Below are 22,407 nucleotides of genomic sequence, written 5' to 3'. Positions count from 1 at the left end.
ACGCGTCAAGCTCGACAGCGTACGGCCGTGCGGGTGCCGTAGACCGGCCGGGGCGCGCCATGTCTCCCCGGCCGGTCGCACGTTCAGGCCACGCCCAGTGAGCGCTTCAGGAAGTCCACCTGGAGCAGCAGCAAGTTCTCGGCCACCTGTTCCTGCGGGGTCATGTGCGTGACGCCCGAGAGTGGCAGCACCTCGTGAGGGCGGCCGGCGGCCAGAAGCGCCGAAGACAGGCGCAGGCTGTGGGCCACCACTACGTTGTCGTCGGCCAGGCCGTGGATGATCATCATCGGGCGGGCCGGCTCAGCGGCGCCGACAAGGCCGTTGTCGTCGATGAGCGAGTTCGCGGCGTAGACCTCGGGCTGGCGGTTCGGGTCGCCCAGGTAGCGCTCCGTGTAGTGGGTGTCGTACAGGCGCTGGTCGGTGACCGGGGCGCCCACGACGGCCGCGTGGAAGACGTCAGGGCGGCGCAGCACCGCGAGTCCCGCGAGGTAGCCGCCGAACGACCAGCCGCGGATGGCGACCCGGTTCAGGTCCAGCGGGAAGCGTTCGGCGAGTGCCTGGAGCGCGTGGATCTGGTCGTCCACGACGAGCGCGGCCATGTCGTCCTTGATCGCCTTCTCCCAGGCCGGCGAGCGGCCCGGCATCCCGCGCCCGTCCGCGACGATCACCGCGAAGCCCTGGTCGGCGAACCACTGCGAGGTGAGGTACGGATTGTGCGCCGCCAGTACCCGCTGGCCGTGCGGGCCGCCGTACGGGTCCATCAGGACCGGCAGCGGACCGTCGCCGTCGGTGTAGCCCGTGGGGAGCAGGACGGCGCACGGCACGCGGCGCTCGCCCGCTTCCGTGAGGCTCACGCGCGGGCTCAGTCCGGGGTCTTCGGCGTACGAGGCCACAGTCGCCGCCGTCTTGCCCTCGCGGCCCTCGCGCAGCACCCGCACCTGAGCCCCCGGCCGGCCCGGCACCGCCGAGACGAGCACCGTCACGGGGCCGGAACGCACCGCCGAGTGCACCCCGGGCTCCTGCGACAGCCGTTCCACGCCGAGGTCGCTGACCCGGTAGACGTGAACCTCACCGATCTCGGGAGCAGCCGCCGCCTCGCCCGCCGACGCGGACACCAGCACCTCGTCGTCCGAGACGTCGAGCACCGCGCGTACATGCAACTGCGGCCCCGTCAGCGGGCGTTCACCCACCGCGAGCACTCGCGCCCCGCCCTCGTCGGCGATCCGCACGAGGTGTCCGCCGGGGCTCCAGCACGGTACGCCGGGGAAAAGATCCAGCCATTGTGGATCTTCGTCCGCGTGCACCATCCGGGTCGCCCCGTTGTCCGGATCCACGGCCAGATAGAGCTGGCTCCGCTGGTCCCGCGCCTGCACGAGCAGGAGGGGCGCTCCGGCCGCTGACCAGTGCACTCGTGCCAGATAGGGGTAGCGCGCCCGGTCCCACACGACCTCCGTACGCGCCCCGTCGAGCGCGAACACGAAGAGGCGTACGTCCGCGTTGTCGGTTCCGGCCGCCGGATACGCGACCTGCTGCGGATCCTGGTCCGGCCGCGCGGGATCGGCGATCCACCAGCGGCGTACGGGCGCGTCGTCGGCCCGCGCGACCAGCAGCCGGTCCGAGTCGGGCGACCACCAGAAGCCGCGCGAACGGCCCATCTCCTCCGCCGCGATGAACTCGGCCAGGCCGTACGTGACCGTCTCCGACTCGGGTTCCACGAGCGCCCGGTCGTCCTCGCCCTCGGCGCCCACGACCCGCAGGGCGCCCCCGGTGACGTACGCCACGAGCCGCCCGTCGGGGGACGGGCGCGGGTCCAACACCGGGCCGGGAACGGGCAGTTCACGTGCCGTACCGGCCCGCAGCTCGGCCGTGAAAAGCCGCCCGGACAGCGCGAAGGACGCCAACTCCACGGCCGTGTCGGTGGCGTAGCCGACGATGCCCGCGCCGCCCTCCCGGCTGCGTTCCCGGCGCGCCCTCTCCTCGGCCGACAGCCGCTCGTCGGCGCCGCCGAGCAGCGCCTGCGGGTCGGCGGCGACGCGTTCCGTACCGTCCGCGACATCGAGGATCCACAGCAGATTCGCCCGGTCCGTACCCGAACGGGACCGCAGGAACGCCACCCGGGAACCGTCGGGTGCCACGGTGAACGCGCGGGGCGCGCCGAGAGTGAAGCGCAGGGTGCGCGCCTGCCTGCGCGGAAAGGAGAGAGGCTCGGTCGTCATGCCCCGACCATATTGGCCATGCGCCCCCTTGTGCGGCCGTGCGCCGATCGATGCGCAGGTGGGAATAGTTATGATCAATGGCGCTGCCTGGGTATGAACCCGCTGGCTGCCGTACTGACCTGTACTGACTGACCCGTACTGACCGAACGCGTCCCTGGGAACCTTGGAGGTGAACCGCCGTGGCACTCTCGATTTCGGCGGTGGTGCTGCTGGCGATCATCGTCTTCCTACTGGTCAAGAAGTCAGGGCTGAAGGCCGGGCATGCGGTCGTCTGCGTCCTGTTCGGCTTCTATCTGGCCAGTTCGACGATCGCGCCCACGATCAGCGAGGTGACGTCGAACATCGCGGGCATGATCGGGGACATCAAGTTCTGAGCGGCCTCATGAGTCGCGCTTCATAGGCATGCGCCGGGGCCCTGTGGGGGGCGGGGCTCCGCCCCTGGCCGACCCGAATGCCGCCTACGTCAGAGCCGGGCAGTTCGGCGAGGTGCTGGCCGAGGAGATCGTCCGCGACCTCCAGTCCGCCCGCCAGGCGCCCCCTCTGCAACTGCGACGGCTGCGACACCGCCTTCCGCGCTCCCGAACCCGGCACCCACTGCCGCAACTGCCGCGAGCGCCAAGCCCGGCCACCCGCCCTCACGGCCCTCTGACGGAACGCCGCAGGCTCACCCCTGCGGGTGAATATCACCAACTGGGCTCTGTCTAGGGCGTGTTGTGGCCTTACGCTCGCCACGGAACTTGCCTATGGCATGTGCCAAAGGTGACTTCCATCAGCTTTCCGTCCGCCCCCTCCCACAGGGAACCCTCATGGTCAACTCGCCCCACGAGGCGATGCACCGCATCTTCCAGGAGTATCCCGGCCTGTTCACTGGCGTCTCCAAGGTCCTCGGCCTCCCGTTCATCCAGCCCACGTCTGTCACGGTTCTGCCGACCGATCTGACAGAGATTCAGCCTGTTGAACGCCGCGTCGACACGCTCCTGCGCTTCGACGGCGCCGAGCCGATGCTGCTGGCCGTCGAAGCACAGAGTGCGAAGGACCCGAACAAACCCGCCAGCTGGGCCTACTACCTGTCCTTCCTCTATACGAAGTACAAGATCCCGCCCGTGTTGCTGGTCGTCTGCCAGGACCGGACCACAGCCGAGTGGGCCGCCCAGCCCGTACCCATCGGCCCTCGGTGGTGGGCCGCCCTCACCGTGCACCCGCTCGTGGCCGGTCCGCACAACATGCCTTTGATCACCGACCCGGAAGAGGCCCGCGCCGACCTGGCGCTGGCCACGCTGTCCGCCATCACCCACGCGAAGGATCCGGATGTCGGTGGGATACTGAAGGCCCTGTCCACCGCTCTGCAGGACGTGCCCGAAGCAGTCGCAGACCCCATCATCGAATTCACCGCACAAGGCCTCGGTGCCAACCGCCGGGCCGGAGAACTCTGGAGGAACCTGGTGGCCGTGGACCTCTCCTTCTACAAGTCGTACATCTCCGAAGAGATCCGTGACGAGGGGCGTGTCCAAGGGCGTGTCCAAGGGCGTGCGGAGGACATCCTGCTCGTCCTGGCGGCACGCGGCCTCGACGTCCCCGACGAGATCCGCGAACGCATCATCGGCTGCGACGACCCGGACCTCCTCCGACTGTGGCTCACCCGAGCCGTCACCGCGCCGTCCGCCGAAGAGATCTTCATGGAAGAAGACGTCTGATTCCCGCGCCCAAGCCCGGAACCCACCGGGTTTGACGACGAGGAGTGCCAGGAGGAGGGGCGACAGGCGGCCGGGAAGCCTTGTACGACCGGGGTTCAGGGAGCCTCGTACGGCCGAGGCTCATAAGGTGGGCCCATGACGGAACTGCCCGGCCGCCGGCTGCTCCTGGTGCACGCGCACCCGGACGACGAGTCGATCAACAACGGCGCGACCATGGCCCGGTACGCGGCCGAGGGCGCCCATGTCACGCTGGTGACCTGCACGCTGGGCGAGCGCGGCGAGGTCATCCCGCCCGGGCTCGCCCATCTGACCGGCGAGGCCCTCGGCAGCCACCGCCGCACGGAACTCGCGGCGGCCATGGACGCGCTCGGCGTGCACGACTTCCGCTCCCTCGGCGGCCCCGGCCGCCACCAGGACTCCGGGATGATGGGCCTGGCCGACAACGACGACCCGCGCTGCTTCTGGCAGGCGGACCTCGACGAGGCCGCCGCGGAGCTTGTTGGGGTGATCCGCGAGGTACGCCCGCAGGTGCTGGTCACCTACGACCCCGACGGGGGTTACGGCCACCCCGACCACATCCAGGCCCACCGGGTCGCGATGCGTGCCGCGGACCTGGCCGCCGAGCCGGGCTTCCGCCCGGACGACCTCGGCGCACCGTGGACGATCACGAAGATCTACTGGAACCGCGTACCGCGCTCCGTGGCCGAAGAGGCCTTCGCGCGCCTGAAGGACGTACTGGACGAACTGCCCTTCCCCGCATCTGCCGCCGTCGACGACGTGCCGGGCGTGGTGGACGACACCCTGATCACGACGGAGATCGACGGCACGGCCCACGCCGCCGCCAAGGCCGCGGCGATGCGGGCGCATGCCACGCAGATCGAGGTCGTCGAGCCGTGGTTCGCGCTGTCGAATCAGCTCGCGCAGCCGATTTTCCTCGTCGAGTGTTACGAGTTGGTACGGGGTGCGCGTTCAGAGGAGCGGGAGACGGACTTGTTCGCGGGGATATCAGGGATATCGGGAACATCCGGGACATCAGGGACTTCTGGAGTGGGTGCGTGATGAGTACGGCGAACAGATCGAGTGCGCGCAGCGCCGCAGGTGCGGGGAGCATGCTCGCCCAGCCGTTGGGGCCGCCGTCGGCCGTACGGATCGCCGCCTACCTGGGGCTGTTCGTGCTGGGTGCCGTGGTCGGGGCGGCCGGGGGGCTGGTCCAGTCCGGCTGGTTCCCGGGCGGGTTGCTGCTCGCGCTCGTGGGTGCGGCCGGGCTGTTCCTGGGTGGGGCGCGGGCCGTCGGCAGCCGGGCCGGGGCGGTGGCGCCCGCGGCCGGGTGGATGGTCGCCGTCATCCTGCTCACCGCCAGCCGCCCGGAGGGCGACTTCCTCTTCGCCGCGGGAGCCGGCTCCTACCTCTTTCTGCTCGGTGGGATGGCTGTTGCTGTGATGTGCGCCACCCTTGGCTCGGGGCGGCAACCGGATGGCTCCGGCGCCCGACTTGCCAAGTGACGTACTACTTCGCCGCAGAACGCGGGTGGGGGTCCGGTGTGGGTTTCCTCAGCGGTCGCCGGATAAGCACCAGTGATGGCCAGTATGGTGGTGCGCGCCGCCGAGCCGCCCGAAACGAGGTTGAGGTCGAGTACACGGGCGGCGGAGCCAACCGGGAGAACCTGCCTTGAGTCGTGAAACTGACAGTTCGTCCTCCGGGCCCAACGGGCGCGGCGGAACCGCCTACCCGTCGGGCACGCCGCCGTACGGGACCCCCACGGTTTCCGAAGACGGTGCCGACGCGGGGCGTTCCGCCGGTGAACGGCCGGAGGAAATCAAGACCGAGACCACGCTGACGACGCGGATCCGGATCAACATCCCTGGATCAAGGCCCATTCCGCCGGTCGTCATGCGGACGCCCGTCGCGGACTCGGAGAGTTCCGACAGCGGCTCGTCGACTAGCACGACGAGTACGAACGGTGCCCACGGGTCCGCGTCGGCCAGACCGGCGTCGGCCGCGGCCGACGCCGGGCCGAGCGCTTCCCCGGGTGCGCCCAGGTCCTCGGATCCCGCGCCCGCGGCCTCTTCCGGCTCCGGCGCTCCCGCCGAGGAGAAGACGAGCGAGTGGTTCGCCCCTCGTAGGTCCGGCGCGCCCAAGGGCGGTCAGGGCGGTGGCCCGAGCAACGGGGCGGGTATCTCCGTCGGTTCGGCGGGTACGGGCTCGGGTCCGGGTGCCTCCGGTGGGGCGGGTGCTGCCGGTACTCGTCCCGGTCCCGGTGCGGGTGCGCGTCCTGGTGGAACGCCTCGGCCCGGTGGTGGGAAGGCGAACGGTACGAACGGTGCGGGGCTGCCCGGTGCGGGCGGTACCAGTGCTGTGGCGCCGGGGCATGGTGGCGGTACCGGGTCCTTCGACGTTTCCAGTGTGCTGGCGGCTGGGCCGTTGGGGGCGGCCGGTAGCGGGGATGGCCCTGGGGACGCGAACGGTGGCGGTGCCGGTTCCGGTGACGACGTGTCGCGGCGCGATGATCTGCCGTACTTCTCCGAAGGGGGCCGCGGTGGCCAGAGCGGCCCAGGCGGTCCGGGTGGCCCAGGTGGACCGGGCGGTCCCTCGGGGCCGACCGGTGGCCCGGTCACGGGCGACGGGCCGTTGGCGGCGCCTGCCGGTGCCGGGCGGCCGGGGGGCCAGCGAGGCCCTGACAGTTTCGGTGGTCCTGGCGGGATCAGTGGTCCCGGCGGGCCTGGCGGTCAGGGAGTCCCGGGCAGCCATGGTGCTTCCGGTGGACCGGGTCGGCCGAGTGCTCCCGGAGGGCCCGGTGGACCCGGCGCCCCAGCCGGTGGCCCCGCTCACCTCAGCGGCGGCCTGAGCGACGACACCGCGATCCTCACCCCGCAGAAGCCGGCACCCGAACCGCCCGGTTATGCAGGCGGACCCGGCGAGAACGTCTCCGGGCACACCCTGACCAGCGGCATTCCCGTCGTACCGTCGCACCAGAACTCGCCGTTCGGACCCGGCGCGCCCTCCGACGGAGCGATGACGCACCAGCCCCCGAAGCTGCCCGAGCCGGTCTCGCCGACCGTGCCCGCGGCCTCGAAGCCGAAGAAGAAGGGACGCAACAAGCTGGTGCTCCTGGGGGTCGGCGTGGTGGGCGTCGCCGGTATCGCGTACGGCGCCGGGCTGCTCATGAACCACTCCGACGTGCCCAAGGGCACCACCGTGCTCGGCGTCGACATCGGCGGCGGCACCCGCGACGAGGCGGTCCAGAAGCTCGACGAGGCCTTCGGGAAAAGTACGGACGCTCCGTTGAAGCTGTCCGTCGACGGCGAGACGGTGTCGCTCCAGCCGGACCAGGCGGGCCTCCAGTTCGACACCCAGGCCACGGTGCGTGGCGCGGCGGGCGCTGACTACAACCCCGTGTCGGTGATCGGTTCGCTGTTCGGCGGCGAGCGTGTCGTCCAGCCCGAGATGCCCGTCGACGGGGAGAAGCTGCGGGCCGCCCTGGAGCGCGCCGCGGGCGGCGCCGGAACGGCGACCGAGGGCACGATCAAGTTCGAGTCGGGCAAGGCCGTCCCCGTGTACGGCAAGGCGGGCAAGGGCATCGCCGTCGCCCAGTCGACGAAGGCCGTCGAGGAGGCGTACCGCACGCAGGTGGAGACCGGCAAGCCGGGCACCGTTCAGGTTCCGACCACGACGAAGGAGCCGGCGGTGTCTAACGCCGAGGTCGACCGGGTGATGAAGGAGTTCGCGGAGCCCGCGATGTCCGAGCGGGTCACCATTCAGACCGACGCGGCGCACTCCATCCCGTTCGGCCCCGTGTCCCTGCCGAAGATCCTCAGCTTCAAGGCCATAGACGGCAAGCTCGTGGAGACGTACGACCTCGAGGCGCTCAAGGAGGCGTACGGCACGACCTTCGACGGCGTGCAGATCACCACCGCCACCGGCAAGCGCGACGTGCTGCCGCAGGACGTCGTCTCGGCGCTGCGCAAGGCGCTGCGCGGCAAGACGGAGGCGGAGCGCGTCGGGGTCATCGACACCAATCCGAACTGACTTCCGCCAACGCGTGCAGGCCCGTCCTGGGAGGACGGGCCTGCACGGGCTTCACACGGTCACGGACGCGTGATGCAGTACAGAGCCACGTAGCCCTTGATGCCCTGGTAGTTGATCGCGATCCAGAAGAATCCGTTGGTGTGGCCGCAGGCGGTGTAGGTTCCCCCCTCCGTAGAGCCGCCGCATTCCGCCCCCGCCCCCTTGGGGAAGAGCCCGAGGGAGGTCGCGCTGGTCGACTTCGACTTCCGGATCCGTACGCTCTCCTTGGCAATGCAGTTGATCGCCTGGACCGAGACCGTGTCGGACGACGCAGCCTGCGCCGGAGCAGAGAAGGCGAGGCTGGCCACGGCGACCATGGTGGTGGCGGCGCCGGCGAGGAGTTTGCGCATCACAGATTCCCCCTTGTGTGGTGGTTTTGCCCGGCGGGTCGGGCCGAGTGGTGATCAAGCTATCTGCGTTTACGTGTCCATGCCATGAGTTCTTGCCTGTGTAGGCGCGCACCACGGCGGGTCGGTCAGGGCACGACCTGACATCTGTCACGCGGCACTCCGGACGGCCGACACTGCCCGCGGCCGCACGCCCGAAGCCACCATGGCCGTATGACTACAACAGCCTCGGTGGTCGCATTCGACCAGGTGAGCAAGACATACGGCACCGTCAGGGCCGTGGACGGACTGAGCCTGACCCTGCACCCGGGGGAGACCGTGGCGCTGCTGGGGCCCAACGGTGCCGGTAAGTCGACGACGCTCGATCTGCTGCTCGGTCTCAAGCAGCCCGACAGCGGCACGGTCCGGGTCTTCGGGACGGGGCCGCGTGAGGCTATCGTCGCCGGGCGGGTGGGCGCGATGCTGCAGAGCGGCGGGCTGATGGACGAGGTCATGGTCGCGGAGCTGGTGCGGCTGGCCTGCGCGCTGCACCCGAAGCCGTACCCGGCGAACGACGTCCTCGCCCGCGCCGGGATCGCGCAGATCGCCGACCGCAAGGTCAACAAGCTCTCCGGCGGCCAGGCCCAGCGCGTCCGCTTCGCCCTGGCGACCGCCGGCGACAGCGACCTGATCGTCCTGGACGAGCCGACCACCGGCATGGATGTCACCACCCGCCAGGCCTTCTGGGCGACCATGCGCGAGCAGGCCGACCAGGGTCGGACCGTGCTGTTCGCCACGCACTACCTCGAAGAGGCCGACGCCATCGCCGACCGGGTGCTGGTGCTGCACCGGGGCCGGCTGCTGGCCGACGGCACGGCGGCCGAGATCAAGGCGAAGGCTGGAGCACGGAGGATCTCCTTCGACCTGCGGGATTCCATCGACGAGGCCGCGCTGCGGGCGCTGCCCTTCCTCACGCATCTCGACGTGTCCGGCCACACCGTCCGCATCCAGTCCGCCGACGCCGACGCCACCGTCCACGCCCTCTACGGCCTCGGCGCCTACCCCCGCAACCTCGAAGTCGCCGGGCTCGGCCTGGAGCAGGCGTTCGTGGCCATCACCGAGGCCGAGGAGGCCCGTACGCGATGAACAGTCTCATCGGGCTCGAGCTGACCCGCGCCCTGCGCAACCGCAAGTTCCTGTTCTTCTCCGTGCTGTACCCGTCGGTCCTCTTCCTGCTCATCGCGGGCAGCGCCGACAGCACCACGAAGGTCGACGGGACGGGCCTGACGCTCCCGACGTACATGATGGTCTCCATGGCCTCCTTCGGCGCCCTCACCGCCGTCCTCATGGGCAACAGCGAGCGCATCGCCAAGGAGCGGGAGAGCGGCTGGGTACGGCAGTTGCGGCTGACGCCGTTGCCGGGCCGCGGGTACGTCCTCGCGAAGACGGCGAGCGCGGCCGTGGTGAGTCTGCCGTCGATCGTGATCGTCTTCGTGGTCGCCGCGACCGTGAAGGGCGTACGTCTGGACGCCTGGCAGTGGCTCGCCCTGACCGGCGCGATCTGGGCCGGCAGCCTCGTCTTCGCGGCGCTCGGCGTGGCCATCGGCTATCTCGCGAGCGGGGACGCGGTCCGCCCGATCACGATGATCACGTACTTCGGGCTGTCCATCCTCGGCGGTCTGTGGATGCCGACGACGACCTTCCCGGACTGGCTGCAGGACATCGCCAAGTGGGCGCCCACGCACGCGTACGCTGCCCTGGGGCAGGCGATCGAGCAGAGCCAGGCGCCGCACGCCAAGGACATCGCCGTCCTCGCCGTCTTCTTCGCCCTGTTCACCGGCGGTGCGGCCTGGCTGTACCGGAAGGACACGCTGAAGGCGTGAGCGGCATCGGCATCGGGCAGCGCCCGCAGAACCGCCGGCAGAAGGCCGTCAAGCTGCTGTGGATCGGCATCTGGCTCGCCTATCTGAGCGCGCCCGTCTCCGACCTGCTGCACGGAGGCCACAGCGACGGCGTCCGCGTCCTCGGCTGGATCGGCCTGGTCGCCTTCGTCGCCTGGTACTTCGCCCTGATCTTCCGCACCGGACGCGGCGAGACCAACGGCGTCGTCCTCGGCTCGGTGGCCGTCCTGGCCACCCAGTCGACCGTCCTCTCGCTCACCCTGGGCCGCGAATGGCTCGTCCTGTTCGTGTACGTCGCCATCTCCTCCGGCGCGGCCCTCTCGTTCCACCTCGCCCGCTGGACCATCCCGGCCGTGTCCGCCCTGTTGACCGGCGTCGCCCTCGCCGTCCCCGGCGGCACGTCCTACCTGGCCGGACTGCTCTTCCCGGCCCTCCTCGGCGGCTTCTCCATGACCGGCATCCGCGAACTCGTCCGTACGACCATCGAGTTGCGCGAGGCCCGCACCACGGTCGCCCAACTCGCCGCCAACGAGGAACGCCTGCGCCTGGCCCGCGACCTGCACGACCTGCTGGGCCACTCCCTGTCCCTGATCACGCTGAAGAGCGAACTCGCCGGCCGTATGCTCCCCGCCCACCCCGACAAGGCGGCCCAGCAGGTCGCCGACATCGAACACGTCAGCCGCCAGGCCCTCGTCGACGTACGCGAGGCGGTGTCGGGTTACCGCCGTCCCCGCCTCGTCGCCGAACTGGCAGGCGCCCAGGTCGCGTTGACCACCGCCGGAATCACCGTCGACCTGCCGCCCGCCGATCCTGACCTCACCGGCGTCCCGGAGGACAGCGAGACAGCCCTCGCCTGGGCCCTGCGCGAGGCGGTCACCAACGTCGTACGCCACAGCGGCGCCCACCGCTGCACGGTGGAACTCCTCCTCCGCCAGACCCTCGACGGCCCGATGCTCGAACTCTCCGTGCAGGACAACGGCTCCGGCAGCCCCGGTGGCAGTCCCGGCCACGGCCTCACGGGCCTTACCGAACGCCTGGAGAAGGCGGGCGGCAGCCTCGAGGCAGGCCGCGTCGGACACGGCTTCCGCCTGGTCGCCCGGGCCCCCGCCGGCCGGACGACCGACGTAGGATCCGGCACATGAGCCGCACGATCAAGGTCCTGCTGGCCGAGGACCAGTCGATGGTCCGCGAGGCACTGGCCGCACTGCTGGGCCTGGAGGACGACATCGAGGTCGTCGCCCAAGTGGCAAGAGGCGACGAAGTGCTGGCGGCGGCCCGCGCCCACGACGTCGACGTGGCCCTCCTGGACATCGAGATGCCGGGCATGACGGGCATCGAGGCGGCGGCTCAGGTCCACCGGGAACTCCCGGCCGTAAAACTGGTCGTCCTCACCACCTTCGGCCGCCCCGGCTACCTCCGCAGCGCCATGGAGTCCGGCGCCGACGCCTTCCTCGTCAAGGACGCCCCGGCGGCCCAGTTGGCGGAGGCGGTGAGGAAGGTACTGGCGGGGGAGCGGGTCATCGATCCGACCTTGGCGGCAGCGGCACTGGCGGAGGGCGCGAACCCGCTGACGGACCGCGAGCGAGAGGTGCTGCGAGCGGCGGAGGACGGCTCGACGAACGCGGAGCTGGCGAAAGCTATGCACTTGTCGCAGGGCACGGTCCGCAACTACCTGTCGACGGCGATCCAGAAACTGGCGGTGCGGAACAGGGCGGAGGCAGCGAGGATCGCAAGGGAGAAGGGCTGGCTTTAAAACGCAGGCTAGGGGCAGCGTCCCCAGGGGCGCGGGGCTGTATCAATATGCGGCTCCGCCGCGATGGGGGTCCCCCCGCTCGAGCCTGTTCGAGAGTGGGGGAGCGACCAGCCCCAACGCACCCGCACCCGCCCATTCAGTTCAACATGGCACGAGCCTCATGCGCCTGCCCCCGCACCTTCTCAGCAGCAGCTGCATCCACTGCCCCGATCACCTCCGCATACGCCTCCAACTCAGCCGCACCCCGGAGGAAATCCCCCCGCCGCACCAGCAACTGCGCCCGCTCATACCGCAACCGAGCCGGATGCGAAGGCAACAGCAACGACAGCTCCACCCCCCACAACGCCACATCCGACCGCTCAGGCCGAGCCGCAGCCCAGGCCCGCACGTTGTTGAGAATCCGCACGACCACCTCCAACGGATCAGCCGGCGCCAACATCGACGGATGCAGCGCGGCTCCCGTCGCACCCGCGACCATCAACTCCACATCACCCCCGCTCAACACCCGTCCCCCATCAAAGGGATCGGCGAGCACCTGCTCCTCCGCGTCCCCGAACCCGACCACGAAGTGGCCCGGCAGGGCGACCCCGTACACGGGTGCCCCGGCCCTGCGGGCGACCTCCATCCACACCACCGAGAGCAGGATGGGCAGCCCGCGCCGCCGCCGCAGCACCGCGTGCAGGAGCGAGGACTCCAGCCGCTGATAGTCACCGGGCGTACCGCGGAACCCCTGGTGCCCGCCGAGATGCTCGGCCAGCGCCGTCGCCCAGGCCCGTGGCCCGCCCGGCCGGAACGGCAACTCCCCGGCCAGCCGGTCCAGTTCGATCTGAGCGGCGTCCATGCCTGCCTCGTCCAGGGACCCGTCCGCTTCGGCGCCGATGAGAAGGCACAGCGTCGCCAGATCAGGCCGCTCGGCCCGCGCCTCATCAGCGAACCGCCGCCGCCATACGGCACTCTGCTCCGGCCCAGGAGGATGAGGGGGACCCATAACTGCCTCGTGCCCTTTCACGCCGATCGATACCGCTGCGCGCTGCTTCCACCAGTTTCACCGCACTACCGGGCTCCGGCGCGCCCGCCGGAGTCGCTCTCCAGGGCCTCCGGCGCGCGGTAGTGGTGGTACGCGTGATGCGCCGCGAACCCCATCCCCGCGTACAGCGCCCGCGCCCCCGCGTTCTCCGTCTCCACCTGGAGCCACGCCGCCGAGGCGCCCTCGCTCAGGGCCTGGCGGGCCAGGGCGCCCATCACCATAGTGGCCAAGCCCTGGCGGCGGAGCGACGGATCCACCTCGACCGCGGCGAAACCGGCCCAGCGGCCGTCCACCACGCAGCGGCCGATCGCCGCCGGCGAACCCGGATCGGCGCCGGGCACCGTCGCGAACCACACCGAAGGCCCTCCCCCACTCTCGGCTTCGCTCGAGCGGGGGGACCCCCATCCCAACACCTTCAAGGCCACATCGCTCATGCCCTTGCGCTGGTAGCGGCCCAGCCACGCCTCGTCCGCCGTGCGGGAGAGGACCACCGGACGGGCAGGGTCCGGCACATCACCGAGCGGCGCCAGTGCACCGGTCCACAGCTCGGCGCTCACCTCACGCGTCCACCCCCGCCCCTCCAGCTCCGCGCACAGCAGCTCCTGCGTGCCCTCGGCCCCGGTCGCGGTCTGCACGTACGCGGGCAGACCGCGGGCCGCGTACCAGTCCCGTACGAGCGACAGCGCTTCGTCGAGCGGTACGCCAGGATCGCCGAGCGGCAGGACGGAGTTGGCCCGCCGTGTGAATCCGGCGGCTGCCCGCAGCTCCCAGTCGCCGAGCCGCTCCCGCTCCACCGGCTGCCAGCCCCGCGCGGCGACCCGCGCCAGCTCCTCGTACGACGCCGAAGGGCCCCGGCGACGGGCAGGCGCCGACGGCACCACCTTGCCCGCGACCAGGGAGGATTCCGGAATACGGACACGTTCCCCGGACCGCCGTGTGATCAGCAGCACACCGTCGTCCCATGATGTGAGAACGCCAACCGTGTCGGTGAACCTCTCACCCTTGGGGGCGTCTTCGTCCAGCTGCCGTACCGAAACACGTTTGCCCACGTCAGCAGGGGTGACGCGGACCTCAAGCCGTATACGCGAGGAGAAATCCACAGCTCCGTACAACCCTCCTGTTCGGATCACGCCCGGGAACGGAGATACTAGGTGCGGGCATCGACGACGCCGCGCTCCCGCGCGCCAGGCGGCGGAGCCTGAGGAGGCCCGCCAGCGCCCTACCGAGGAGGAACGACAGCGTGACCTACGTCATCGCGCAGCCTTGTGTCGACGTCAAGGACAAGGCGTGCATCGAGGAGTGCCCGGTCGACTGCATCTACGAGGGCTCCAGGTCCTTGTACATCCACCCGGACGAATGCGTCGACTGCGGAGCCTGTGAGCCGGTATGCCCGGTCGAGGCGATCTTCTACGAGGACGACACTCCCGAAGAGTGGAAGGACTACTACAAGGCGAACGTCGAGTTCTTCGACGAACTCGGCTCGCCCGGCGGCGCCAGCAAGCTCGGCCTGATCGAGCGCGACCATCCCTTCATCGCAGAGCTGCCGCCGCAGAACCAGTAAACGGCGCGCCCGCATCCGCGCCGCCTCGGTCCCGTACGCCCTGATCACCTTGATCGTCGTACGGGACCGAGGCGTTTGCCCGAGCGGCCCGGCGCTCCGCCGCCCAAGCAGAAAGTGAACCCCGTGTCCGCAGTCTCCGACCGGCTTCCCACCTTCCCCTGGGACAAGCTGGAGCCCTTCAAGGCGACGGCCCGCGCTCATCCGGAGGGCATCGTCGACCTGTCCGTCGGCACCCCGGTCGACCCGGTGCCCGAGCTGATCCAGAAAGCTCTGGTGGCCGCGGCCGACTCGCCCGGCTATCCCACGGTGTGGGGCACGCCGGAACTGCGGGACGCGCTCACCGGCTGGTGCGAGCGGAGACTGGGCGCGCGCGGCCTCACCCACCGAGGCGTCCTGCCGGTCGTCGGCTCCAAGGAACTGGTGGCCTGGCTGCCGACCCAGCTGGGCCTCGGCCCCGGAGACAAGGTCGCCTATCCGCGCCTCGCCTACCCGACGTACGAGGTCGGGGCCAGGCTGGCCCGCGCGGATTACGTCTCGTACGAGGACCCGACAGAGCTGGACCCGACCGATCTGAAGCTCCTCTGGCTCAACTCCCCGTCGAACCCCACCGGCCGCGTCCTGTCCAAGGACGAGCTGACCCGGATCGTCGCCTGGGCGCGCGAGCACGGCATCCTCGTCTTCTCCGACGAGTGCTATCTCGAGCTCGGCTGGGAAGCCGACCCGGTCTCGGTCCTGCACCCCGACGTGTGCGGCGGCTCGCACGAGGGGCTCGTGTCGGTCCACTCGCTCTCGAAGCGGTCGAACCTCGCGGGCTACCGGGCCGCATTCCTGGCCGGTGACCCGACCGTCCTCGGCGAGCTGCTGGAGATCCGCAAGCACGGCGGCATGATGACGCCCGCGCCGACACAGGCCGCGGTGGTCGCCGCCCTGGGCGACGACACCCACGTACGCGAACAACGCGAGCGTTACACGGCCCGCCGTACCGCCCTTCGCGAGGCCCTGCTGCGGCACGGTTTCCGCATCGAGCACAGTGAGGCGAGCCTGTACCTCTGGGCGACCCGCGACGAGTCCTGCTGGGACACGGTGGCCCACCTGGCCGGGCTGGGCATCCTGGTCGCGCCGGGCGACTTCTACGGGCCGGCGGGCGAGAGGTTCGTGCGCGTGGCGCTGACGGCTACGGACGAGCGGGTGCGGGCGGCCGTGGGGCGCTTGTAGGTCTCGTACGGCGGCGAAATCGTAGGTACGGCGAAGGGGTCCAGGTGGTGTGCACCTGGACCCCTTCGCCGTACGAGCGTTGCGTCAGGCGAGCGGCAGGTTCTGCGCCGGCAGGGTCTGGGCCGGCAGCGTGTCCGCGCCCGGGAGACCGCCCTGGGTGAGGCCCTTGGTCGGCAGGGAAGCGCCGCCCGGCTTCGTGGCGTCACCGGCCACGTCACTCGCGGAACCGGCGACATCCCCGGCGGTGCGCTGCGCGACGGGCGCCGCCTGCTTGACGGCCTTGTTGCCGGCGTCGCTCGCGAGGCCGGTGGTGGTCTGCGTGGCACCGTCGACGGTGGTGCCCGCGTTGTCCAGCGAGGACACCCCGCCGAGGTCGGGGGTGGCGGGCACCTGGGGCGCCGCGCTGGCGGAGCCGGCCGCACCGACCCCGGCAGCCGCTCCCGCTGCGACGAGCAGCGCGGTACGGGCGATCCGACGGGTCAGGGGGAGGGACATGATGCTCCTTAGACGGGGAGAAAACGGTGAAGTGTGCGACCGTGCCCGGGAGCTGGCGGTGGCCGACTGGATGTCGCCCAACTGGTCGGTGATCGTCGTGGTTGCTCGTTCCGGGCTCGGACGCAGTGACTACCGCTCGAAGTCCGCGAAGGTTGCGGTGGCCCGACGTAAAGAGTTGGCAATGCGTCGCATTATCGGCTGCGGATAAAACCGGACAAAGGGTGTCCGGTGTGAAAGTCTGCTGAATCCTTACGGCCCTTGATTCCCCAGGGATTCGGTCGATTCGAGAGTGGCCGGACGAAATCCCGTGCGCGCCGTGGACATCGCGCGCACGGGCTCCCTCCAACGGGTGAGGGTCCGTACTACTGCCCGGTGACGATTCGGACTTCGCCCGTGGAACTCCGGGAACTCGAGGCGTCCGCGCGCCACTCGCTCCGGGTGTTCCCGGCTGTCCAGACCTGGCCCGCGTACGAGACCCGCTTGATGTGCAGCGCGGAGGCGTTGGCCACCGCCCAGTGCGCAAGACCCCAGCCGCGCTGCCGCTCCCCGGCCTTGGCGCCCGGGGCGTCGGGGACGGGGACGGTCATGGTGCGGGGGCGCGCGGGACCGCCCGCGCCGGTGGCCGAATCCGACGGTGTGGGGCTCGCCTCAGCCCCCAACTTCCGCTCCACGCCAGCCTCTTGGAACATGTCCTGCCCGAAGTCCCGTACCAGCGCGGCGCGCACCGCGTCCGGGCCGCCGGGCCGCGTATCACCGGTCCGCATCTCCGGGCGCCCCTCGCAGGTGAGCGTGCCCGCCGCGCGCCCCGTCAGGGCCGCGGCCAGCAGGGCGGCGTCGGTTTCGTGCTTCGCGTACGCGTCCGGGAAGCCGCTGCGCTGCACGCGCTGGGCGGCGACGGTGAGCGGCAGCTCCGGGTAGTCCGGCACCTTGGCCAGGTGCTCGTAGAACTCGCTCGCCGCGTACGTCGGGTCCATGACCTGCGTCTCGGTGCCCCAGCCCTGCGACGGCCGCTGCTGGAACAGGCCCAGCGAGTCCCGGTCGCCGTGGTCGATGTTGCGCAGGCCGGACTCCTGGATCGCCGTCGCGAGGGCGATCGTGACGGCTCGCTCGGGCAGGCCGCGGTTGGTGCCTACCACCGAGATCGTCGCCGCGTTCACCGCCTGCTCCGCTGTGAACTCGTACTCGTACGACGCGCCGTCGCCTCTGCCCGAGACGACCGTGCAGCGGGGGGCGCCCGTGCCCCCGGTGACGTACTGGAAGGTGAGGTACGCCGCGAGGGCGAGCAGCATCGCGAGGGCCGTTCCGAAACGGGGGAGGCGGCGGCGACGGACGTTACTGATGGGTTCGTGCACGCTCATCAAGGTAGCGAAGGACAGATGGTCGGGTGGCCGGGCTGTGGACAATTAGTCAACAAGGTGTGGAGGGTTGTCTCAAAGCGGCCGCCGGGAAGGTCCGTACGGGGGCGTGCCTGAACTTCCCCGGGGTCGCTTAGGGTCGACGGCATGGCCGACACCCCACTTGACCTCACCCTTGACGCCGCCCGGCTCACCGCGCAGCTCGTCGACTTCCCCTCGGAGAGCGGCAGCGAGAAGCCACTCGCGGACGCCGTCGAGACCGCGCTGCGTGCCCTGCCGCATCTGACGGTCGACCGGTACGGCAACAACGTCGTCGCCCGTACGAGTCTGGGGCGGGCCGAGCGCGTCATCCTCGCCGGGCACATCGACACGGTGCCGATCGCCGGCAACGTCCCCTCGCGCCTGGACGAGGACGGCGTGCTGTGGGGCTGCGGCACCTGCGACATGAAGGCGGGTGTCGCCGTGCAGCTGCGGATCGCGGCCACCGTGCCCGAGCCCAATCGAGACCTCACGTTCGTCTTCTACGACAACGAGGAGGTGGCCGCTCACCTGAACGGCCTGAAGCATGTGGCCGAGGCTCATCCGGACTGGCTGGAGGGCGACTTCGCGGTACTGCTGGAGCCCTCGGACGGGCAGGTGGAGGGCGGTTGCCAGGGGACGCTGCGGGTGCTGCTGAAGACGCGCGGCGAGCGCGCCCACTCGGCGCGCAGCTGGATGGGCTCGAACGCGATCCACGCGGCTGCCCCGATCCTCGCCCGTCTGGCCTCGTACGAGCCGCGCTATCCGGTCATCGACGGTCTTGAGTACCGCGAGGGGCTCAATGCCGTCCGGATCGAGGGCGGAGTGGCGGGCAACGTCATCCCCGACGAGTGCGTGGTGGCCGTCAACTTCCGTTACGCGCCCGACCGTAGCGAGGAGGAGGCCCTGGCCCATGTGCACGAGGTGTTCGCGGACTGCGGGGTCGAGGAGTTCGTGGTCGACGACCACAGCGGGGCGGCGCTGCCCGGTCTGTCCCACCCGGCGGCCGTCGCGTTCATCGAGGCGGTCGGTGGCACTCCGCAGCCCAAGTACGGCTGGACGGACGTCTCCCGTTTCAGCGCGCTCGGCGTCCCGGCCGTCAACTACGGTCCCGGGAACCCGCACTTGGCGCACAAGCGAGATGAACGGGTCGAAACGGGGAAGATTCTGGCAGGGGAGGAACGGCTGCGGGCCTGGTTGACGTCCTGACCCGTACATGAGGTCCTGCCCCGTACCTGAGGGCGGTTCATGTCGGACATGCCGACGTCCCCCCACCGTAACCAGCGTAGATCTACGCTGGGGCGGAACGACCTGCAAGCGGAGGGAGCGGACATGGCTACTGGCGACCCGGAGGGCAAGAAGCGACCACCGGAGGAGCGGCAGCTCGGCCCCGTGCTGCGCAGACGTGGCCAGGTGCAGGCGAGCACGACGGACCAGCGCCTGCTGGACGCGGGCGGGCCCTCGGACTGGGTGCACACCGACCCCTGGCGGGTGCTGCGCATCCAGTCGGAGTTCATCGAGGGCTTCGGCACGCTTGCCGAACTCCCGGCCGCGATCAGTGTGTTCGGCTCGGCTCGTACGCCGGTGGGATCGCCGGAGTACGAGGCCGGGGTCGCGCTGGGCTACGGGCTGGTGAAGGCAGGCTTCGCCGTCATCACGGGCGGTGGCCCGGGCGCCATGGAGGCCGCCAACAAGGGTGCCTGCGAGGCGAAGGGCATCTCGGTCGGGCTCGGCATCGAGCTGCCCTTCGAGCAGGGGCTCAACCCCTACGTCGACATCGGCCTCAACTTCCGCTACTTCTTCGTGCGCAAGATGATGTTCGTCAAGTACGCGCAGGGTTTCGTGGTCCTGCCCGGCGGCCTCGGCACCCTCGATGAACTCTTCGAGGCCCTCACCCTCGTCCAGACCCAGAAGGTCACGCGCTTCCCCATCGTCCTCTTCGGCACGGAGTACTGGGGCGGTCTGGTGGACTGGCTCACGAACACGCTCATCGCCCAGGGGAAGGCGTCGGAGAAGGACCTGCTGCTGTTCCACCTGACGGACGACGTGGACGAGGCGGTGGCGTTGGTGTCGAAGGAGGCGGGGAGGTAGGGGCGGGGCGAAGAACCCTCCCCGGCGCCACCCCGCCAGGACTACGCCAACCCCCGCCGAGCGACCGTCGGCGGCCGGTGCCCGGCGATCGACGCGACCATGTCCAGCACCTGGCGGGTCTCCGCGACCTCGTGGACGCGGTACACCCGCGCGCCCAGCCACGCCGAGACGGCCGTCGTGGCGAGGGTGCCGAGGACCCGTTCCTTGACCGGCTTGTTCAAGGTCTCGCCGACGAAGTCCTTGTTGGAGAGGGAGACCAGCACGGGCCACCCCGTGGCGACCATCTCGTCGAGTCTGCGCGTGGCCTCCAGACTGTGCCGCGTGTTCTTGCCGAAGTCGTGCCCGGGATCGATGAGCACGGACTCCCGCGGTACTCCGAGCGAGACCGCGCGCTCGGCCAGCCCGAGGGTGACCCGCAGGATGTCGGCCATGACATCGTCGTACGCGATCCGATGCGGACGTGTACGAGGCCGCGTACCCCCCGCGTGCGTACACACCAGCCCCACCCCGAATCGCCCGGCGACCTCCGCGAGCCGCGGATCGACGCCGCCCCACGCGTCGTTGAGCAGATCCGCGCCCGCCTCGCAGACCGCCTCACCGACCTCGTGCCGCCAGGTGTCGACGCTGATGATCACGCCGGGGAACCGGCGCCGCACCTCGGCGACGAAACCCACCGTGCGTCGCGCCTCCTCCTCGGCGCTCACCTCCTCCCCGGGACCGGCCTTGACCCCACCGATGTCGATGATGGCAGCACCCTCTGACACCGCCTCTTCCACGCGCGCGAGCGCCGGCTCGTCGCGGAAGGTGGCCCCCTGGTCGTAGAAGGAGTCGGGGGTCCGGTTCACGATCGCCATGATCACCGGCTCATGCGCGTCGAACTCGCGCCCGCCCAGCCTGAGCATCCCCTGTGACCTCTCCCAGTCGTTCGCAGTGGTCGCCGTCCCGCGGCCTGGATCGGCCGCCTGCGACCCTAACTGTCAGAGTCGCATGGCACGATCGGAGCCTGACACTTTCCGCGTCGACGCGCAGCGCGTCGGCAACAGCCGGCGGCAGCCGGAAGCAGAGCGTGGGGGACCGCAGCGATGTTCATGTTCTTGTTCCTGGTCGTCGCCCTCGTCGTGGTCGTCGGCGCGGTGACCCTCTCCGTGGTGGGCGGCGACGGCACCGCCCTGCCCGAGGCCCCGCCCGAGCGCTTCGTGGACCCCCTGCCCCTGGACCGCCCGCTGCATCGCGGCGACGTGGAGATGCTGCGCTTCCCGGTGACCGTCCGCGGCTACCGCATGGCGGACGTGGACGACGCCCTCGGCCGTCTCGCCGCCGAACTGGCCGAGCGCGACGCCCGGATCGCCGACCTGGAGTCCGCGCTGGCCGGAGCGAGAGCGTCCCGGGACGCCTCCCTGGAGCAGCACACGGAGGACGACCACCGGTGAGCGAGGCTCTGAAGGGACCCGACGGAGCGCTGCGCTGCCCCTGGGCCCTGTCGACCGAGGACTACGTGACGTACCACGACCAGGAGTGGGGCCGCCCGGTCCATGGCGACGACGCGCTGTACGAGCGGCTGTGCCTGGAGGCCTTCCAGTCGGGCCTGTCCTGGATCACGATCCTGCGCCGCCGCGAGGGCTTCCGTACCGCCTTCGCCGGCTTCAAGATCACCGAAGTCGCCACCTTCACGGACGCCGACAAGGAGCGGCTCCTCGCCGACCCGGGCATCATCCGCAACCGCGCGAAGATCGAGGCGACGGTCGCCAACGCGCGCGTGCTGGCCGACTGGTCCCCCGGAGAGCTGGACGAGCTGATCTGGTCGTACGCGCCGGACCACGCCTCCCGTCCAGCTCCGAAGACCCTCGCCGACGTACCGGCGGTCACCGACGAGTCGACGGCCCTCTCCAAGGCCCTGAAAAAGCGCGGCATCCGCTTCGTGGGCCCGACCACGGCGTACGCGCTGATGCAGGCGTGCGGGCTGGTCGACGACCACCTGGCGGACTGCGTGGCACGCGGCCACTGAGCCGCGCCCGCCGGCCCCTGTTGATCGCGGCTGCCCTATCGGCCGAGATACTTCGGCTTCTCCTTGTTGATGAACGCCTGGACCGCGATCAAGTGATCCTCGGAAGCACCCGCCCGGGTCTGCAGCTCGTCCTCCTTCTCCAGGGCCTCGTCCAGGGAGTGGGACAGAGCGTAGGAGAGGGACTCCTTGAGGGCGGCGTACGCCAGCGTCGGTCCCTCGGCCAGTGTGCGGGCCACCTTCACGGCCTCGGCGGCCAGCTCGGCGGCGGGGACGACGCGGTTGGCGATTCCGAGTTCGTACGCCTCCTGGGCGGTGAGGTTGCGCGGGAAGAGCAGCAGGTCGGCGGCCCGGCCGGGGCCGACGATGCGCGGCAGCGTCCAGGACAGGCCCGAGTCGGCGGTCAGCGCGACCCCGGCGAACGACGTGTTGAAGGAGGCCGTATCGGCGACGATGCGATAGTCCGCGGCGAGCGCGAAGCCGAAGCCGGCCCCGGCCGCGACACCGTTGACGGCCGCCACCACCGGCTTCGCCGCTCCGGCCAGGGCCCGCAGGGCCGGGTTGTAGTGCTCCCGCACCGTGCTCATGACGCCCCCGCTGTCCTTGCCGGCGCCTGACTCGCGCGCCGCGAGCAGCCCGCCCACGTGCTCTTTCAGGTCCTGGCCCACGCAGAAGGCCCGGTCACCGG

General features: G+C 70.6%; 23 protein-coding genes. 15 read left to right on the top strand and 8 right to left on the bottom strand.

Features of this window, described 5'->3' with window-relative positions; translation table 11 throughout:
• Positions 1 to 83: 83 nt before the first annotated feature.
• Entirely contained in the window at positions 84 to 2,216 is a 2,133-nt protein-coding gene (locus tag IEZ21_RS06430; protein ID WP_189320855.1) for a S9 family peptidase, read from the bottom strand.
• 179 nt (positions 2,217 to 2,395) lie between these two features.
• Between IEZ21_RS06430 and IEZ21_RS06425 the strand changes: the two genes are divergently transcribed.
• The 5 genes from IEZ21_RS06425 (at position 2,396) to IEZ21_RS06405 (ending at position 7,936) form a co-directional block, all read left to right on the top strand.
• Positions 2,396 to 2,590, top strand: coding sequence for a DUF2304 family protein (locus IEZ21_RS06425; RefSeq protein ID WP_033319939.1), 195 nt, complete (start codon positions 2,396 to 2,398; stop codon positions 2,588 to 2,590).
• Positions 2,591 to 3,022: 432 nt separating this feature from the next.
• Positions 3,023 to 3,910, top strand: a complete 888-nt coding sequence (locus tag IEZ21_RS06420) for an RpnC/YadD family protein (RefSeq protein WP_189320854.1) — start codon at positions 3,023 to 3,025, stop codon at positions 3,908 to 3,910.
• Positions 3,911 to 4,045: 135 nt separating this feature from the next.
• Positions 4,046 to 4,969 (top strand): N-acetyl-1-D-myo-inositol-2-amino-2-deoxy-alpha-D-glucopyranoside deacetylase, encoded by a 924-nt coding sequence (gene mshB, locus IEZ21_RS06415; protein ID WP_189320853.1) that lies wholly within the window; start codon positions 4,046 to 4,048, stop codon positions 4,967 to 4,969.
• On the top strand, positions 4,969 to 5,412 hold the full coding sequence (locus tag IEZ21_RS06410) for a DUF6113 family protein (protein ID WP_246567306.1): 444 nt from the start codon (positions 4,969 to 4,971) through the stop codon (positions 5,410 to 5,412). The genes mshB and IEZ21_RS06410 overlap by 1 nt, the downstream gene beginning before the upstream one ends.
• A gap of 166 nt (positions 5,413 to 5,578) precedes the next feature.
• Positions 5,579 to 7,936 (top strand): hypothetical protein, encoded by a 2,358-nt coding sequence (locus IEZ21_RS06405; RefSeq protein WP_189320851.1) that lies wholly within the window; start codon positions 5,579 to 5,581, stop codon positions 7,934 to 7,936.
• 59 nt (positions 7,937 to 7,995) lie between these two features.
• On the opposite strand, the gene IEZ21_RS06400 is transcribed toward IEZ21_RS06405, so the two are convergent.
• Positions 7,996 to 8,325 (bottom strand): SH3 domain-containing protein, encoded by a 330-nt coding sequence (locus tag IEZ21_RS06400; protein ID WP_189320850.1) that lies wholly within the window; start codon positions 8,323 to 8,325, stop codon positions 7,996 to 7,998.
• 210 nt (positions 8,326 to 8,535) lie between these two features.
• Between IEZ21_RS06400 and IEZ21_RS06395 the strand changes: the two genes are divergently transcribed.
• The 4 genes from IEZ21_RS06395 to IEZ21_RS06380 are packed head-to-tail and all read left to right on the top strand — an operon-like array spanning position 8,536 to position 11,955.
• The gene (locus tag IEZ21_RS06395; protein WP_189320849.1) at positions 8,536 to 9,447 is read left to right on the top strand and encodes an ABC transporter ATP-binding protein; all 912 of its coding nucleotides are present in this window, start codon (positions 8,536 to 8,538) and stop codon (positions 9,445 to 9,447) included.
• The gene (locus IEZ21_RS06390) at positions 9,444 to 10,184 is read left to right on the top strand and encodes an ABC transporter permease (protein WP_189320848.1); all 741 of its coding nucleotides are present in this window, start codon (positions 9,444 to 9,446) and stop codon (positions 10,182 to 10,184) included. Before IEZ21_RS06395 ends, IEZ21_RS06390 begins: the two co-directional genes overlap by 4 nt.
• On the top strand, positions 10,181 to 11,344 hold the full coding sequence (locus IEZ21_RS06385) for a sensor histidine kinase (protein WP_189320847.1): 1,164 nt from the start codon (positions 10,181 to 10,183) through the stop codon (positions 11,342 to 11,344). Before IEZ21_RS06390 ends, IEZ21_RS06385 begins: the two co-directional genes overlap by 4 nt.
• Positions 11,341 to 11,955, top strand: a complete 615-nt coding sequence (locus tag IEZ21_RS06380) for a response regulator transcription factor (RefSeq protein ID WP_189320846.1) — start codon at positions 11,341 to 11,343, stop codon at positions 11,953 to 11,955. The genes IEZ21_RS06385 and IEZ21_RS06380 overlap by 4 nt, the downstream gene beginning before the upstream one ends.
• Before the next feature lie 136 nt (positions 11,956 to 12,091).
• Here the strand turns inward: IEZ21_RS06380 and IEZ21_RS06375 are convergent, their stop codons facing one another.
• Together IEZ21_RS06375 and IEZ21_RS06370 are read right to left on the bottom strand one after the other, a co-directional pair.
• Positions 12,092 to 12,943 (bottom strand): transglutaminase family protein, encoded by an 852-nt coding sequence (locus tag IEZ21_RS06375; RefSeq protein ID WP_189320845.1) that lies wholly within the window; start codon positions 12,941 to 12,943, stop codon positions 12,092 to 12,094.
• Between the two features lie 65 nt (positions 12,944 to 13,008).
• Entirely contained in the window at positions 13,009 to 14,082 is a 1,074-nt protein-coding gene (locus tag IEZ21_RS06370; protein WP_189320953.1) for a GNAT family N-acetyltransferase, read from the bottom strand.
• A gap of 140 nt (positions 14,083 to 14,222) precedes the next feature.
• On the opposite strand from IEZ21_RS06370, the gene fdxA reads away from it, so the two are divergent.
• Together fdxA and IEZ21_RS06360 are read left to right on the top strand one after the other, a co-directional pair.
• Positions 14,223 to 14,543 (top strand): ferredoxin, encoded by a 321-nt coding sequence (gene fdxA, locus IEZ21_RS06365; RefSeq protein WP_033319951.1) that lies wholly within the window; start codon positions 14,223 to 14,225, stop codon positions 14,541 to 14,543.
• Between the two features lie 123 nt (positions 14,544 to 14,666).
• Positions 14,667 to 15,758, top strand: a complete 1,092-nt coding sequence (locus IEZ21_RS06360; RefSeq protein ID WP_189320844.1) for a bifunctional succinyldiaminopimelate transaminase/glutamate-prephenate aminotransferase — start codon at positions 14,667 to 14,669, stop codon at positions 15,756 to 15,758.
• A gap of 84 nt (positions 15,759 to 15,842) precedes the next feature.
• Here the strand turns inward: IEZ21_RS06360 and IEZ21_RS06355 are convergent, their stop codons facing one another.
• Both IEZ21_RS06355 and IEZ21_RS06350 read right to left on the bottom strand, forming a co-directional pair.
• Positions 15,843 to 16,253, bottom strand: coding sequence for an ATP-binding protein (locus IEZ21_RS06355; protein WP_189320843.1), 411 nt, complete (start codon positions 16,251 to 16,253; stop codon positions 15,843 to 15,845).
• A gap of 362 nt (positions 16,254 to 16,615) precedes the next feature.
• A complete protein-coding gene (locus IEZ21_RS06350; RefSeq protein WP_246567304.1) occupies positions 16,616 to 17,611 on the bottom strand; it encodes a VldE C-terminal domain-containing protein in 996 nt (331 codons plus the stop codon).
• Positions 17,612 to 17,755: 144 nt separating this feature from the next.
• Between IEZ21_RS06350 and dapE the strand changes: the two genes are divergently transcribed.
• Together dapE and IEZ21_RS06340 are read left to right on the top strand one after the other, a co-directional pair.
• Entirely contained in the window at positions 17,756 to 18,835 is a 1,080-nt protein-coding gene (dapE, locus tag IEZ21_RS06345) for a succinyl-diaminopimelate desuccinylase (RefSeq protein WP_189320842.1), read from the top strand.
• Between the two features lie 123 nt (positions 18,836 to 18,958).
• Positions 18,959 to 19,717 (top strand): LOG family protein, encoded by a 759-nt coding sequence (locus IEZ21_RS06340; RefSeq protein WP_189320841.1) that lies wholly within the window; start codon positions 18,959 to 18,961, stop codon positions 19,715 to 19,717.
• Between the two features lie 41 nt (positions 19,718 to 19,758).
• On the opposite strand, the gene folP is transcribed toward IEZ21_RS06340, so the two are convergent.
• Complete coding sequence (gene folP, locus IEZ21_RS06335; RefSeq protein WP_189320840.1) at positions 19,759 to 20,619, bottom strand: dihydropteroate synthase; 861 nt, start codon at positions 20,617 to 20,619, stop codon at positions 19,759 to 19,761.
• 180 nt (positions 20,620 to 20,799) lie between these two features.
• Here folP and IEZ21_RS06330 point away from each other — a divergent pair, with 180 nt between their 5' ends.
• Positions 20,800 to 21,147 (top strand): DivIVA domain-containing protein, encoded by a 348-nt coding sequence (locus IEZ21_RS06330; protein WP_189320839.1) that lies wholly within the window; start codon positions 20,800 to 20,802, stop codon positions 21,145 to 21,147.
• Positions 21,144 to 21,722, top strand: a complete 579-nt coding sequence (locus IEZ21_RS06325; protein ID WP_033319959.1) for a DNA-3-methyladenine glycosylase I — start codon at positions 21,144 to 21,146, stop codon at positions 21,720 to 21,722. The genes IEZ21_RS06330 and IEZ21_RS06325 overlap by 4 nt, the downstream gene beginning before the upstream one ends.
• Positions 21,723 to 21,757: 35 nt before the next feature.
• Here IEZ21_RS06325 and chcB read toward each other — a convergent pair.
• Positions 21,758 to 22,407: 2-cyclohexenylcarbonyl CoA isomerase (chcB, locus tag IEZ21_RS06320; RefSeq protein ID WP_246567302.1), on the bottom strand; the 650-nt coding region annotated here is incomplete at its 5' end.

Origin of the sequence: Streptomyces flaveus, from assembly GCF_014647675.1 — a bacterium.
In the GTDB taxonomy this organism is placed as follows: Bacteria; Actinomycetota; Actinomycetes; order Streptomycetales; family Streptomycetaceae; genus Streptomyces; species Streptomyces flaveus.
Note: the sequence above shows the minus strand (reverse complement) of the source record. Positions and strands in the feature narration are given on the sequence as shown.